At 42.0% G+C, this 15,477-nt stretch carries 10 protein-coding genes; 7 read left to right on the top strand and 3 right to left on the bottom strand.

Features of this window, described 5'->3' with window-relative positions:
* Positions 1-13 precede the first annotated feature (13 nt).
* From AC04NP_RS08500 to AC04NP_RS08485, 4 genes are all read left to right on the top strand, one after another.
* Positions 14-949, top strand: a complete 936-nt coding sequence (locus AC04NP_RS08500) for a sugar phosphate isomerase/epimerase family protein (protein ID WP_482859153.1) — start codon at positions 14-16, stop codon at positions 947-949.
* 303 nt (positions 950-1,252) lie between these two features.
* Positions 1,253-1,810, top strand: a complete 558-nt coding sequence (locus AC04NP_RS08495; protein ID WP_482859152.1) for an RNA polymerase sigma factor — start codon at positions 1,253-1,255, stop codon at positions 1,808-1,810.
* A 1-nt stretch (position 1,811) separates the two neighbouring features.
* Positions 1,812-2,618 (top strand): anti-sigma factor, encoded by an 807-nt coding sequence (locus AC04NP_RS08490; RefSeq protein WP_482859151.1) that lies wholly within the window; start codon positions 1,812-1,814, stop codon positions 2,616-2,618.
* 86 nt (positions 2,619-2,704) lie between these two features.
* On the top strand, positions 2,705-3,205 hold the full coding sequence (locus tag AC04NP_RS08485; protein WP_482859150.1) for a fasciclin domain-containing protein: 501 nt from the start codon (positions 2,705-2,707) through the stop codon (positions 3,203-3,205).
* Positions 3,206-3,600: 395 nt separating this feature from the next.
* Here the strand turns inward: AC04NP_RS08485 and AC04NP_RS08480 are convergent, their stop codons facing one another.
* The 3 genes from AC04NP_RS08480 to AC04NP_RS08470 form a co-directional block, all read right to left on the bottom strand.
* Positions 3,601-7,839: a hybrid sensor histidine kinase/response regulator gene (locus tag AC04NP_RS08480; RefSeq protein ID WP_482859149.1), complete on the bottom strand. Its 4,239-nt coding sequence runs from the start codon at positions 7,837-7,839 to the stop codon at positions 3,601-3,603.
* A 91-nt stretch (positions 7,840-7,930) separates the two neighbouring features.
* A complete protein-coding gene (locus AC04NP_RS08475) occupies positions 7,931-9,550 on the bottom strand; it encodes an FG-GAP and VCBS repeat-containing protein (RefSeq protein WP_482859148.1) in 1,620 nt (539 codons plus the stop codon).
* A gap of 42 nt (positions 9,551-9,592) precedes the next feature.
* Entirely contained in the window at positions 9,593-11,980 is a 2,388-nt protein-coding gene (locus tag AC04NP_RS08470) for a PAS domain S-box protein (protein WP_482859147.1), read from the bottom strand.
* Between the two features lie 225 nt (positions 11,981-12,205).
* Here AC04NP_RS08470 and AC04NP_RS08465 point away from each other — a divergent pair, with 225 nt between their 5' ends.
* From AC04NP_RS08465 to AC04NP_RS08455, 3 genes are all read left to right on the top strand, one after another.
* Positions 12,206-12,973 carry a glucose 1-dehydrogenase gene (locus AC04NP_RS08465; RefSeq protein ID WP_482859146.1) on the top strand — a complete coding sequence of 256 codons (768 nt, stop codon included), beginning with the start codon at positions 12,206-12,208 and terminating at the stop codon, positions 12,971-12,973.
* Positions 12,974-13,154: 181 nt separating this feature from the next.
* On the top strand, positions 13,155-14,357 hold the full coding sequence (locus AC04NP_RS08460; RefSeq protein WP_482859145.1) for an acyl-CoA dehydrogenase family protein: 1,203 nt from the start codon (positions 13,155-13,157) through the stop codon (positions 14,355-14,357).
* Positions 14,358-14,411: 54 nt separating this feature from the next.
* A complete protein-coding gene (locus AC04NP_RS08455) occupies positions 14,412-15,476 on the top strand; it encodes a phosphotransferase family protein (RefSeq protein WP_482859143.1) in 1,065 nt (354 codons plus the stop codon).
* The last annotated feature ends 1 nt before the right edge of the window (position 15,477 follow it).

Genomic DNA, 15,477 nt, shown 5'->3' with positions numbered 1-15,477 from the left:
AACCTATAGAAAAATGACACTAAAAAGACGAACATTTTTAAAAAAATCAATGATGTACGGGGTTGGGATGGGTACATTGGGAAGCTTGAATCCCTTGACGTTAAGTGGCCAGCCTGGTGCAGCACCATTCTTTAAAATCTCCCTGGCCCAGTGGTCTTTACATAAAACTTTGTTCAACAAAAAATTGGATAACCTGGATTTTGCGGCTAAGACTAAAAACGACTTTGGGATTTCAGCAGTAGAGTATGTAAATCAGTTCTTTAAAGACAAAGCCAAAGACACCAAATATTTGGGAGAGATGAAAAAAAGGGCTACTGATAACGGTGTCAGTAGTCTGCTCATTATGATAGACGGAGAAGGGTATCTGGGCAGCACGGATGAAAGCAAAAGAAAGCTGGCCGTAGAAAAGCATTATAAATGGGTCGAGGCTGCAAAATTTTTGGATTGCCATGCTATCAGGGTCAACGCCGCAGGTCAGGGTAGTGCTGAAGAGGTGGCAGCAGCGGCAGTCGATGGACTTGGAAGCCTTACCGAATTTGCCAAAGACTATAACATCAATGTAATTGTGGAAAACCATGGAGGTTATTCATCGAATGGAAGCTGGCTGGCCGGGGTGATCTCCAAAGTGAACATGCCAACATGTGGTACACTGCCTGATTTTGGAAACTTTTGCATAAAAAGAAAAGGGAGTCAATGTCTGGAAGAGTATGACCGCTACAAAGGTACTGAAGAACTAATGCCCTTTGCAAAAGGTGTAAGCGCCAAATCCAATGAGTTCGATGAAAATGGCAATGAAATCCTGACAGACTTCACCAGGATGATGAAAATTGTCAAGAAGGCTGGCTATACCGGCTATGTAGGCATAGAATATGAAGGCAATAAGATGAGTGAAGATGATGGCATAATAGCTACCAAAAGATTACTGGAACGAGTCGGAAAAACCCTCTAAACGTAAAACCGACATTTCCGCAGTGCCCGGAATACCGGGCATTTCTGTTACCATCGTTTTGTGTTACTATCGACAATCTAAAATTGATCTCGTATTGCTACCGGGGGCTATTGAATTTTTTTTCGCAGTTCTTCTGCTTCCTCCTGCCTGTTGCAATTGATTGGGAATCCGGCCATTTGCCGTGTTGTTAACCTTCTTCAGTGGCTATTATCCATAGCCTGGCTTCCTAAAGGCAGCAGCCCGTTTTGCTGGCATTGAACAATTGGAGGGTCAGCCTGTTTATTTGTCCTAACCCTAATTGTTGTGTCACCTCCAACTCAAAATATCACCAAAGGAAATTCAGTTGAAACAGATATTGTGCATTACTTAAAAACGAGGGATAAGAAAGCCCTTCAACTGATTTTCGAAAACTATGGTCCGGTTTTACTAAACATGATTTTGCGTATCGTAAAAGACAGACCCATGGCCCAGGACACACTCCAGGAAGTACTCATTAAAATATGGAAAAACGGACAGGCTTATAAGGCCGAAAATGGGAGTCTGTTTACCTGGCTTACCCGGGTTTGCAGAAACGCAGCAATTGACAAGACAAGAACCAAAGATTATAAGCTTAGCGAAAAATCCAACACCGCTGTCGACCTCGTAAATATATCAGAGCTTGCTGCACATGAGGAGCGAACCGAACAGCTTTATATGCGTCAAATGATCGATCAATTACCCTCAGTTCAGCAAAAATTAATAGATTTGGCCTATTTCCAGGGTTATACTCAAAAGGAAATTGCTAAATTCATGAAAATGCCACTTGGCACGGTAAAAACAAGAATCAGGTTGGCCATTAGAAATTTGAGATCAATTATTTGAAGTGAATTTAAAGGACTACATAGAATCAGGATTGCTTGAGTCCTATCTGATGGGTGAATTAAGCGATGAGGAAATGAAGGAAGTAGACCGCCTGGCGGCCAGGCATCCGGTCATCGGGCAGGAACTGGAAAAAATAAGAAAAGGTATACTCACATACGCTGAGGCAACAGGTAATCGACCTCACCCTGATGTGCTCCTGGCGGCCTTGAAAACACTGCAAGATGATCAGGAAGATACACAAGCCGGACTTTCAAAGCTTCAGGATACCGCTGAAAACAGGATAAAAAGTTTTCCGGTATGGTATGTAGCCGCCAGTGTTTTACTTTTGGTAAGCATCACTTTCAATCTGATCCTTTTTAGGAAACTCAGAGAGAACCGGGAAGAAATCCGATCATTGACGACTCAACGGACCCTATTGGCGGAGCAGGTTGAAACGGCCTCTCTGAAACTGGATGATGCCGAAACGAGAATAGCTCATTTCACTAACGAAGACAATATCCGGGTCCGCATGGAGGGATCGGAGATATCTCCTCGATCCTTTGCACATGTTTTTTGGAATAAAAAAACCAATACCGTGTTTATCAGTGTTGATAATTTGCCTGAACCTCCCCACGGGCACCAGTACCAGCTCTGGGCCATAAAACCAGGGCAATCACCCATTGACGCCGGTATTTTTGATTATAATGAACAAATCCAGAAGTTGAAAGTCATCAAAGGAGATGTCATGGCTTTTGCGGTGACACTCGAAAAGGAAGGAGGAACCCCGCATGCTACGGTGGAAAAAACCTATGTCAAAGGTTTTTTGTAAAAAAAAACAATCCTGAAAATCCAAAACCCCCAGACAAGTCGTAGTTAGGATGTATTGAATAATTATTAATCAAACATCTAAGCAAAATGAAAAGTAAAAAATCAGGTATTGTATTTATCGGAGCTATGATAGTTGTATTCGCCTTCACCTCATCTGTAAAATCCCAATCCAAAGACATTGTTGACTTGGCGGCAGGGAATGACAATTTAAAAACGTTGGTGGCAGCGGTAAAAGCCGGTGGACTGGTAGACGTGTTGAAAAGTGATGGACCTTTTACCGTATTTGCCCCAACTGACCAGGCATTTGCTGCGTTGCCCGAGGGCACGCTCGAGTCGTTGCTTAAACCGGAAAACAAGGATCAGCTTGCTTCCATACTAAAGTATCATGTGGTCGCTGGCAAGGTAAAGTCTTCCGATTTGTCCAACGGTCAAAAAGCAGCCACGGTACAGGGTGAAAAAGTAGGCGTTTCCATTAAAAATGGTAAAGTAAAAATTGACGACGCACAGGTGGTCATGGCAGATGTTGAAGCTAAAAATGGCATAGTCCATGTGATAGATAAGGTGATTTTGCCGCCTTCAATGAATTGATTGTTTAGTTATTTGGTATAAAAGCCGGATGTATCGAAAGGGTCTTTATGAGACCCTTTTTTTATAGCCCTAGTTTTCCTCAAGGACATAAAATAAGGTGAAGCATGACACTTCACCTCAGATCAGATGATGATTAAAAAATTGTATAACCATCGTTTTGTGTTAAACTTAATACCTCAAATTAACCCGGCTCCGGATTGTTACACGGGCAAAACGGGTGATTCAACCCATGACGCCGGTTTGCACCCAGACTGTATCGAACTTTTCCGGTGTTACGTGAGTAGGCCAAATTTGGTGAAAAATAATAGTTCCGGACAAAGACAAATCTCCCTTTTGAGATGGGTAAATAGCACCGGGCACTGTCTGAAGGTTGCGTCAATTCCGATTTTGACGGTTTACTCTACCATTTGTTCCTCATTGTATTCGGAGGGATTAACCCCATATTGCCTTTTGAAGCAACTTCTGAAATATTGAAGATCCGTAAAGCCAACCTCATAGGTAATTTCAGAGATGGTCATTTGATTATGTTTTAAAAGCTGGGCTGCCCTTTTTAATCGTAAAAGCCTGATAAACTCATTGGCGGAAAACCCGGTTAGCGATTTGAGCTTTCGGTATAACTGCATTCTGCTCATGCCTAATTCCTTGCCTAAATATTCTACCGTAAAGCTGGTGTCTGATATATTATTCTCCACAATCTTGATAGCATTGTTGAGAAATAATTCGTCTTTGGAAGTAAAAGAAACATTGGAAGGCTCGATTTTCATACCATCTCCATTCATGAAATGTTCCCGGAGTATTTTCCTGGATGTAATCAGGTTTTTAGCCCGTACTTTGATGATACTGGCATTGAATGGTTTAGTAATGTAATCGTCAGCCCCTGTTTCCAGACCCTCTAGTTTAAATATTAATGAAGTCCGCGCGGTTAGCAAAATAATGGGGATATGACTGGTTTTAACCTCAGATTTCAATTTATGACAAAGGTTGATACCATCCATTTTAGGCATCATGACATCACTGATTATCAGATCCGGTATTATTTTCTGCGCCAGCTCATAGCCCTCCGGACCATCTTTTGCTTCATACAATTTGTAGTCAGCTTCAAAAATTGAGTTGATATAACTCCTGACATCGTTATTGTCCTCAATAATCAATAGGATAGGCCGCTCATTGTCCTGCTCTAAATCATCTACCATAGGATGTTCGAGGAGTTCACCATTGTTCCCACCCCGGTCATTTTCAGTTTTATGATAACCATAAATATCCTCACTGTCCCTGAAGCCCTTCAGGAAATTGTCATCATCATAAGTTGGCTTGCCAAGGGGTAACCTGATCCGGAAACAGGTAAACTCACCTTCTTTACTTTCAACTTCTATATTTCCGTGGTGCAATTCGACTAAAGTTTTTACCAGTGAAAGACCAATGCCTGTTCCGATGTCCTCATGGGAATCATGCTGGTCAATGCTGTAAAACCTTTTGAAAATATCTTTCTGATGTATCTCGGCAATACCCTTTCCATTGTCCCTCACGGCAATTTCAACGTAACCGTTTTTGAAGTAGGTGTTTTTTTGACTCGGGGCTTCCGGGTGATGATTGAACTTGTTTTTATTGATTTTATGTATATCCACCCTAATTTGACCAGCCTCAGGCGTATATTTCAAAGCGTTGGAAAGAAGATTGAAAATTACTTTTTCCATTTGGTCACGGTCAAAATAAACCCGGATATCATCCAGGCTGCTGCTGAATTTCAGTTCAATTTGTTTTTGCGAAGCATAACCCTGGAATGACAGAATAATTTCCCGGATAAACTTGATAATGTTTCCCTTAGCTACCTTAAGCTTTAAATTGCCGGACTCGGCTTTTCGAAAATCCAGCAATTGATTGACCAATCTTAACAACCTGTAGGCATTTTGGTTAATAATGTACAGTTGCTCTCTCAAAAACCTGCTGCCTTCGTGCATTGAAATCAATTTTTCCAATGGACCTATGATCAGTGTGAGGGGCGTACGTAACTCGTGCGACAGGTTGGTGAAAAACTGAATTTTGGACCTGTACAGCTTTTCGGAGTGCTCACGGTTACTTCTTTCCAGTCGCAGGTTGCTTTTTAATCGCTCCCGGTTGATAATGTTTCTGTAGAGCATCCAAATGATGCCTGCAATAAATAACACATAAATACTCATAGCCCACCAGGTTTTCCAGACAGGAGGTAATACGGTAATCCTGATAGAGGCCGCCTGTTCATTCCACAGGCCATCGTTGTTCGAACCCTGCAACCAAAAGGTATAATCGCCCGGAGGAATTTTACTGTAATGGGCGGTTCTCATGTTTACTGTTTCGTGCCAATGGCTTTCGTACCCTTTCAACTTGTAGCGGTATCTGTTCTTGCTGGCTTGCGAGTAATTTAAAGCTGCAAAACTCAGGCTAAATGTGGATTGATCATGTGTCAGGGTGATCGCTTCGGTTTCAGCGATGTATCCGTTCAGGGGAGAATTTTCTGTTTTTACTGTAACTTCCTCATTGTCAATAGACAAACCCACAATGTAGACCGGAGGGATAAATGGATTATCCTTTACTTTGTCCGGGTGAAATACATTGAAACCATTAATTCCTCCAAAGTAAAACTTCCCGCTGTTGCTTTTGAAGCAGGAGCCTCTCAGGAATTCGTTGGATTGTAAGCCGTCCAGTTCATCGTAGTTCCTGAAGGTTTTTTTATCAATATTAAACTTCGAAATTCCCGAAGTGGTACTAATCCATAAATTACCGTTATCATCCTCCAGTATTCCATAAATCACGTTGCTCGGAAGGCCATCTTCAGTCCGGAATGTGCTAAAAGTGTCAGAAGTACGGTCATGCAAATTCAACCCACTGCCCGTACCAATCCACAGATTCTGATGGCTGTCTTCAAAAATCGTATGAATCAGATTGTTGCTTAAGCCATAGGCGTCTTTTTCGTTATATTCATATTTTACGGATTTTACATTTAACCTGCTATCAATTTCAAGTTTAATCAAACCTGTCTCCGTGCATAACCAAAGATAACCTTTACTGTCCTCAAAAATCTTCAGGGCATATACATTCCTGGTGTCGACTACCTCGTCGAGACCGAATTTTAAGTGGCGGAAAGAGTCCGTAGCGGGATCGTAAAGATCAATGCTATTACTGTAAGTGGTGACCCATAGTCTTCCTTTGCGATCTTCCAATATGCTATAAATGTTGTTACTGCCTATCGAGGTTGAATCCAGCTCGTTATGCTTATATCGCTTGAAAGTTTTGGTGTCCCGGTCAAAAAGGTTCAGACCACCGTTGAATGTACCTATCCATAGGTTTTTCTTCGAATCTTCAAAAATGTCTATCACCGCATCCGCGCCAATACTGTTTTTGTCGTTGGGGTCATGTCGATAATAGGTGAACCTGTTTGTATCGACATCATAAAAATTCAGGCCGCCACCATCGGTGCCAATCCAAAGATTACCCAAATCGTCTTCGTAAATGCAGGTAACGTTACCGTTGTTAACAGAAACACGGTCAAACACATTAACACCATAATGTTTGAAGCGATCACTGTATATGTCAACGACGTTTAAACCCTGGTTATAAGTTCCTATCCACAGCATCCCTGACATGTCTTCATAAATCGACCATATGGAATTGTTGCTAATGCTGTTTTTATCATTGGGATCATAGTAGTAATGATCGAATGTTTGGGTGATAGGATCGTAGCAATTTAATCCACCGTTTTCAGTGCCTATCCAAAGCTTTCCCTGAACACCTTCCCAAAGTGATAAAACAGTATTGTGTGAAATACTGTTTTGGCTGTTTTCCCGGTGGACAAACCATTTAAACCTGTAATCGCCATTGTAGTCCTTGTACAACAAATTAACACCTTTGTCCCTTGTACCTACCCATATTTTTCCCTTATTATTTTGATGGATGTCGGTAATGATATTGCTGCTAATGCTTCCGGGGGCGCTGCCATGGTGTTCAAAACGTATGAATTTGTCGTTGTCTCTATCAAACAGATTCAAGCCTCCCCCTTCTGTGCCTATCCATAGATTTCCTTCGGAGTCTTCAAACAATACCGAGACAGTATTAAAGCTTAGACTGAAGGGATCATCCTTATTGTATTTATAACTTTTGAAACCTTTACCTTCTCCCAAAAACAGGTTGATCCCCTCATTTAAGGTAGCCACCCACAAATTACCGTCACGGTCCTCGATAATACCGGATATCGCATTGTCACTAATGTCACCGGGCCTGTTGTTTGCCTTGTATCTTGTAAATGTGTCCTGATCTCTTGACAAAAGATTTAAACCGCCAAAACTAGTACCGACCCACAGATTGCTTTTTTTATCTTCATAAATACACGTCACATAGTTGTCGCTCAGGCTGGTAGTATCGTTAAAAATATTTTCATAAACCCTGGTTGACACACCGTCATAACGATTTAACCCATTTCTGGTGCCAATCCACATATAGCCATATTTATCCTGGTAAATGCAGGTAATGGTGCTGTTGGAAAGGCCTTTGGTAATATGTTTAAAATTTATCTTTTTATCCGGAAGTTGCCTTCCAATACCCGGATGGGCTGGCAGAAAAGGTATGAAAAGAATAAAAAGTAACAGCTTAGTTTTAAACATTTGAGGAAAACATTAATCTGTAATTTAACCATTTATGTGCTAAAAACTAAGCTATCGGTCAGCTATTTCTTTGCCAATTTTAACCGGTCTGTCATGGCATAGGGACTTCTTTGGTTTCAAGTGAATTAAGCAGGAGAATAAATTCCAATCCATGATTGATCCAGGTTTTTTGTATGGACTTTGGAACTGGCGTAGCATTGTAAACAAATGATCCGAGTAATAAATCCACATCTCCGTCACCATCGACATCTCCTTTGTCCATTGTGAGCCACCTGCCACGATCCGAGCCTTCAAAAGTACGCTGAACAAAACGGCTTTGCCCGGTGTTTTCCAGGTAAACAAAGCCTTTTTCGGGGGTATTTTCAAAGTCTGCAAAATAAGAGATAACGGCTATATCCATATCGCCATCTTTATCAAAATCTTCGGTCAACGACTTAGTAGCCCCGTAAATAGGTATAAAAAACAATTCTTCAAATTCCAAATCCCCCTGGTTAATGAAACATCGTACACCGTGGTAATTTTTCAAACTGAAAGAATAATCGGCATTGTCCCCGTTGGTATAAATGATATCCAAATCATGATCATGGTCCCAGTCTGTCAACTCAAAATAACTTGAGCCATAAACCGGTGGAAATCTCATGAGTATCCGTTGCTCAAACCCCTTGCCTTGTTTATTTATGTAGGCGGTGATGGCCTCATCACCCTGGGTCATCAAAACAACGATATCCTCCCATCCATCACCATTTAAACCCACACCTTCTGCTTTTCTGGCACCTGGATTATTATCCAGTAACTGCCTTGCTTTAAAAGCGCCCGAGTTTGTTTTTTCAAACAAAGTGAATGAACCGGTGTAATGCCCGAAGTTGCACATAAATATATCCGTCCGACCGTCTTTGTCGAAATCTGATAACAAAAAGTTTACCGGTCTTTTAAGATATTTACCAAGGACCCGCTGTTGTTTACGATTCCACCTGCCCTTTTGATAGCCAATGCTTTCAATTGTACCCAGATCCCTGTCGTTTGGGTCCATGATGCCTATTGACAATACATATAACAATGTATCACCGATGACCTGGCAGTCGACCGGAGGGCTACTCAAAGGCCGTTGATCCAGTTGTACTCCTTCCGGACTGTTGATGGTAATGTTATTGTAACGGTTACCAATGATCAGTTGCCGGTGAACAGTATCTATATGAACTAACGTAGTAAGCGGCAGGTTTACGGAGTCCCTGGGTTTAGGCCTGGGTTCAAATAACTCGAGGGGTGCCAGTGAGGCGGTGTCAGGACCGGGCAATATCTTTTCAGGAGAGGAGTTGTGATAATAGTTGACAATTTTTTCCCAGTCTTCGGTGCTTAAAAGGGAGTTTTGCGGAAATAGGTTGGCCTGTTCGACGGCGTATCGCTCATAATAAGGTATCTTCATGAGGGGATGGTCCGTAGAATCCCCCACCCCCAGCCTGTGAGCCATAGCCGGCAAAACCCTATCTTTCCAAATCTGCTTTTCAAGCAAGGCGGGTTCAGGAAAAATATGGCACCCCCCGCAATGCAGCCTTGCCAGTCTTTCACCTGCCTCCTGAGGTGATTTGCCCACATTCTCCTTATCTTGTCGATCATGGCAACTGACTGCGAGCAATACTACTACCGGTACAAAAACATGCCGTATAGCATGATATAAAAAATTCCCGTATCTCCGTAAACCCTGCAAAATCACGTTCTGGTCTTTAATTTTCCTTTTCTACCTTATTTTACCGAATTATTTTTTAATTCCTTCATATTGAAATTTTCCTCCACCCGCGCCCGTAACCAATGGCAGTGTGGCCCTGAAACAGGTAGAATTGTAAGGCTCGCTTTCCACAGTGATACTCCCATCCAATTTTGCAAGGGCCAGGTTCACAATAAATAACCCCAAACCATTGCCCTTCGATTTTTCAGAGACACGGAAAAACATGTCGAATATCTTTTCGTGGTATATTTCATCGATGCCAATACCATTGTCCCAGACCTCTATGACTTGCCGGTGCTCATCATCATCAAACGACACCCTTATCTGAGATTTAAATTCAGGATATTCATTCCGGAAATAAATCGCATTTTCAATCAAATTCTGTAAAATTATCGTCACCAGATAATGATCTGAGAAGATTTTAGCATCCTGCCCGTAATTAAAAGTAATCGAAACATTGGCAGCTTCAATAAAATTCTTGTAGGATCGATTGATTTCCAAAACCAGTTTTTCAACTTCCAGCGATTCATATTTGATCACATGTTTTCTGATTTTACTGACCGAAAGCAATTTTCTTAATATATTCTCCAGGTTAAGCGTACTGTCTTCTATCCTGTTAAAATAAGCCCTGGCCACAGGTTCATTACTTTCTAATAGAGCGATTTTTGCCAGCCCCAATAAACTGGCCAGGGGACCACGCAAGTCGTGTGAGGCCCGGTAAACGTACAAATCGAGCTCCTTGTTGGCATCCAGAAGTTTTTCGTTGGTCGTTTGTAGCGATTTTGTTCTTTGGTTAACCAGTTCTTCCAAATGATTGTTGATGGATTTCAGCTTTTTATTGCTTTCTTCCAGTTGGATCTTGGTTTCCCTGATCTGATTATTTTTCTCTTCAAGCTTTTTATTTTGCTCATTTATTTTTTTCTCAGTCAGTTTTTTTTCGCTAATGTCATTACCAATGGTCACGTAGTTGCTGATAAAACCTGCGGCATCAAAAATTGGTGTTACCGTCATTGATAACCATATCTCCTCCCCTGTCTTGGTATAGTTTAAAAGCTCACCGACATAAGGTTTGCCATGTACCTTGACCGTATCATTCAGTTTTCTGGCGTTATTCTTATCAGTCTTGGGGCCCCTTAAAAATGACTCCGGCTTTTTATGTATGACCTCATCCAGGTCATAACCGGTAATGTTGGAAAACGCCTGGTTTACCCATTCCACCGTGTCATTTTTGTTGGTAATCATTACATAGTTATCCGTACTGCTAACCACCAGGGATAGTCTTTCAAGCTCAAGCTCGTATTTTTTCCGCGCTGTAATGTTTCTGGCCACTGCGGAAAAACCCTTTATTAAATGACTGTCACCATCCTCAAATAAAAGTCGTACATTCTGGCCTACCCAAACGGTATCTCCTTTTTTAGTTTCAACCGGGAATTCCATATAGGTACTTTGCAGCCTTTTCTCAAACTGATCCTGATAAAATGCAAGGACATCAGTGGTGTACTCTTCATTGATCAGTGCATGAAAAGGCTTGCCAATGAGCTCCCGGCGTGTAAAGCCAATCATGTCGACGGCAACATCATTGATAAAAGTAAAATTTCCATGAATGTCGGTCTCATAAAATATTTCCGATGATTCCTCCACCAACAGCCTGTATAATTTTTCACTTTTCTCCAGTTTTTGCTGATTGAGTTTTTTTTCGGTGATGTTCCGAAAGATAGCCCGCTGATTCCTGGTCTTATCGGCAGTATAATCGTTGTGAATATTGCCTTCAACAAAAATTTCTTCGCCGTGTTTGCCCGACAGCTTCAGCTCTACATGGACCACATCCTTTCCCTTATTTAATTGACTTAAATTGGTTTTTATGTACTTCAAGTAGTCCGGATGGATTATGTCCTGAAAGTGAAGTGATTTAACATTATCCTCCGTATAGGACAAGGTCGACAGCCAGGCGGGATTTACATAAATAAACTGTCCGCTTTCATCCACACATTGAATTAAATCATTGGTATTTTCAAACAGATTTTTATATCTGAATTCAGTAGTTTTTAAAAGCTTCTGGTCGGTATTACTTTGAAGTGCCTTTTCGACTATCAAAGGCAAAATTGTAAGAAAATTCCTTTTTTCATCTTTTAGAATAAAATCATAAGCACCCAGTTTCATGGCTTTTACAGCCACTGCTACCTCCTCATGTCCGGTAACAAATATGACCGGGATGTTACCGGCAATTTTTAATATGTCAAACCCATCATGATCACCCAGATAATGATCGGTAATAATAACATCGTAGGAATTTTTCTCCATCTTTTCTTTCGCCTCCTTGTAGGAACCAACGGCTGTCGGGTGATAGGATTTACCGGCTCCTTTTAAACCTTCCTTCAAAAGTTTACGAGTTATATCATTGTCCTCTATGATTAGCATTTCATGGATCATCGAGTTAAACAGTGATTAACCAACAAATTTAAAAAATAAGTTTTTAGTTACCCCTATGAAGCTTTCGGAATCGTTATAATAATTCACCAATTAAATAACATATCTCCATTAACTTAATATATTTTCCCGGTAAAAAAAACAACTTTCAAACAACTTTAACATTTTTCATAATTTGAAATCGAAATACCTATATTTAAACTTCAATATTCCAATATGAAAGAAGACAAAACATTCGATCTGGATGGCAAGGTAGCTGTTATCACAGGATCCAGCAAGGGAATTGGTCTTTCAATTGCTAAATTATTGGGTGTTTACGGGGCGAAGGTTGTAATTTCAAGCAGGAAAGCAAAGGCGATACAGGAAGTTGTCCATCGACTTTCCAATGAAAATGTCGAAGCTATCCCCGTTGCAGCCAACACCGGAAAGCCCGAGGATTTGGAAAATCTTGTCAGCCAAACCATTTCGCATTTTGGTGGCATTGACATCGTCGTCAATAACGCCGCAACCAATCCGGTTTTTGGTCCCCTGGAGGAAGCAGACCACCTGGCTTATGAAAAAATCATGGATGTAAACCTGAAAGGCCCCCTGGAGCTGAGTAAATTATGTCTGCCTTCCATGAAATCCCGGGGTGGAGGATCGGTCATAAATATCAGTAGTGTCGAAGGACTTTCACCTGGGCATGGACTGGGCATGTACAGTATCAGCAAAGCCGCACTGATCATGCTAACGAAGGTAATGGCTAATGAATGGGCCGGGTATAACATAAGAAGTAATGTGATTTGCCCGGGCTTAATAAAAACCAAATTTAGTGAAGCCCTGACAGGTAATGAGCAGATCATGAAGCTGGCTATGGCCAGAATTCCGATGAAAAGAGCCGGTGAGGCTGATGAAATGGCTGGTTTGGCATTGTTTTTAGCTTCGGAGGCATCTTCTTATTGTACAGGGGGTGTTTTTGTGGCTGATGGGGGGTATGGTGTTTGAGTTTTTTTGGGGCTAGGTGTGGTTGGTATGGATGGCGTAGCGGATAGTGGAAGGATAAGTGCTATGTTGGGGTGATGGAATGGTGGAAGCATGGAGAAGTGGGCTGGTGGGAAATGGCATGATGGAATAGTCGAGTGGCGGCGAATTAGGAGTTTAGGAGGAGAAAATTAGCTAAGTTAGCATGATAAATAGACAATCGGAGCGTATCAGGAAATTGCAGGAGGACGTTCAGGAGTTTGTGGAGAAGGAGATGATGCCAGTGGAGTCTGAGCTTTTGAAGATCCCATTCAATGAGGCGGCCGTTGTGTTGCAGGAAAAAAGGTCGCTGGCAAAATCAAGGGGATTATTTGTACCGCACCTTCCCGGTTCGTATGGGGGGTTGGGGTTAAGTTTATTGGAATTTGCTTCAATCAGCGAGACACTGGCCCGCACTCCTTTCGGACATTATGTGTTGAATTGCCAGGCACCGGATATCGGCAATATGGAATTATTGATCAAGCATGCCCCGGAAGCGATAAAAAAAGCATACCTGGAGCCACTCATGCAAGGCGGGATACGCAGTTGTTTTTCGATGACCGAACCTTCATTTGCTGGCTCTAATCCTGTGAGCATGGCGACCACGGCTGAATTTAAAGGAGACAAAATAATCATAAACGGGCACAAGTGGTTTACGACTGCCGCTGATGGCGCTTCTTTCGCTATTGTTATGGCGATCACCGATCCTGACGCCACGGCATATCAACGCGCCAGTATGGTTCTGGTACCAACCGATACTGAGGGTTTTCACCTCAAAAGAAATATTCCTATCATGGGAGAAACAGGAGAGGGATACCATAGTCATGCCGAAATCATTTATGAAAATTGCAGTGTACCTGCCGGTAACCTGATAGGTGCACGGGGAAGTGGATTTAAGCTGGCACAGGAAAGGCTGGGCCCGGGCAGGATACATCACTGTATGCGTTGGATTGGCATCTGCGAGAGGGCATTCGACATGATGTGTCACAGGGCTGCCACCAGATCCTTGTCCGATGAGGAAAAATTAGGCCATAAACAAACCATTCAAAACTGGATTGCCGAAAGCCGGGTGGAAATTGACGCTTCAAGGATGTTGGTGCTGGCGGCGGCTGAAAAAATTGACAGGTTCGGTTCCAGGGAAGCCAAAAATGATATTTCAGGAATTAAGTTTTACGTAGCCAATATCCTGATGCGGGTGCTGGACCGGGCACTGCAAACACATGGCGCACTGGGCATGACAGATGACACATTACTGTCATTCTGGTATCGGCATGAGCGGGGAGCCCGGATTTATGATGGTCCCGATGAAGTACATAAAAGTGCACTAGCGCAGTCTATTTTGAAAGGATATGGGTTAAAACCTAAGTAAACATGAGTTTTTCCATTTTTAAACATAATCATTATCCCATTTTAAAACACGGTTATGAGTGATGAAGCAATCAGGATCAGGTTGGGTGAGGAGCTCGACCTTTACAGATTAAATAAATTTTTACAGGAAGAGTGGCCGGCGTTTGGAGAGATTTTGGAAGTGTTGCAATTTCCGGGTGGCTTTTCTAACCTTACTTATTTATTATCAACCAAAGACAAGCAATATGTGCTGAGAAGACCCCCTTTTGGTGCCAATATAAAATCCGCGCATGACATGAGCAGGGAATTCGATGTGCTCAATCTGCTATACCAAACCTACAAAAAAATACCCGCCCCCTTGTTTTACTATGACCATAATGATGTAATCGGGGCCCCGTTTTATATCATGGAGCGTGTTAAGGGAATAATACTTAGGGATAAACCGCCTGAAAACATTACACTTACACCTGATTGGATGGAACTTATCTCCAGGGCCTCTGTTGTCAATCTCGTTGAGCTTCATCAACTGGATATTCATAATACAGGGCTGGTGGATTTGGGTAAACCGGAAGGATATGTACAGCGACAGGTTGAAGGATGGATCAATCGCTATCATAATGCCCGGACAGATCGCATTAAATCTATAGAAAAAATCATAAAATGGATTCCCGAAAATATGCCGGATTCTTATCAGGCCTCATTCATACACAATGATTATAAGTATGACAATATTGTGCTGAATCCTGACAAAATGGATGAAATCATCGCCGTATTGGATTGGGAAATGGCTACAGTAGGTGACCCGCTCATGGATTTGGGCACTACGCTGGCCTACTGGGCAGAACCTGGCGACAATGACCTGCTCAAACCATTTAACCTCACCTGGCTCCCTGGTAACCTCAACCGGGAATCAGTGGTGGACCTGTACTTAAGCGAAAGAAAACCGGCGACCGCCGATATCTTGTTTTATTACGTTTTCGGATGTTTTAAAGTGGCCGGAATTGTTCAGCAAATATATGCCCGATATAAAAAAGGGCATACAAATGATCCCAGATTTAAAAACCTGATACATGTTGTAAAAGCAATGGCAGAAAATGGTGAAAGGGCCATAGACCTGAAAAGAATTAGTCATTTATACTGAA

It is taken from the genome of Agaribacillus sp. DX54 (genome assembly GCF_056858335.1).
This window is presented reverse-complemented; position numbering and strand designations above follow the sequence as displayed.

What these genes read in the sequence shown, in the direction of transcription:
- AC04NP_RS08500 (WP_482859153.1), top strand. Translation starts at nt 14, where the DNA reads ATGACACTAAAAAGACGAACATTTTTAAAAAAATCAATGATGTACGGG.
- AC04NP_RS08465 (WP_482859146.1), top strand. Translation starts at nt 12,206, where the DNA reads ATGAAAGAAGACAAAACATTCGATCTGGATGGCAAGGTAGCTGTTATC.
- AC04NP_RS08460 (WP_482859145.1), top strand. Translation starts at nt 13,155, where the DNA reads ATGATAAATAGACAATCGGAGCGTATCAGGAAATTGCAGGAGGACGTT.
- AC04NP_RS08455 (WP_482859143.1), top strand. Translation starts at nt 14,412, where the DNA reads ATGAGTGATGAAGCAATCAGGATCAGGTTGGGTGAGGAGCTCGACCTT.
- AC04NP_RS08470 (WP_482859147.1), bottom strand. Translation starts at nt 11,980, where the DNA reads ATGCTAATCATAGAGGACAATGATATAACTCGTAAACTTTTGAAGGAA.
- AC04NP_RS08480 (WP_482859149.1), bottom strand. Translation starts at nt 7,839, where the DNA reads ATGTTTAAAACTAAGCTGTTACTTTTTATTCTTTTCATACCTTTTCTG.
- AC04NP_RS08485 (WP_482859150.1), top strand. Translation starts at nt 2,705, where the DNA reads ATGAAAAGTAAAAAATCAGGTATTGTATTTATCGGAGCTATGATAGTT.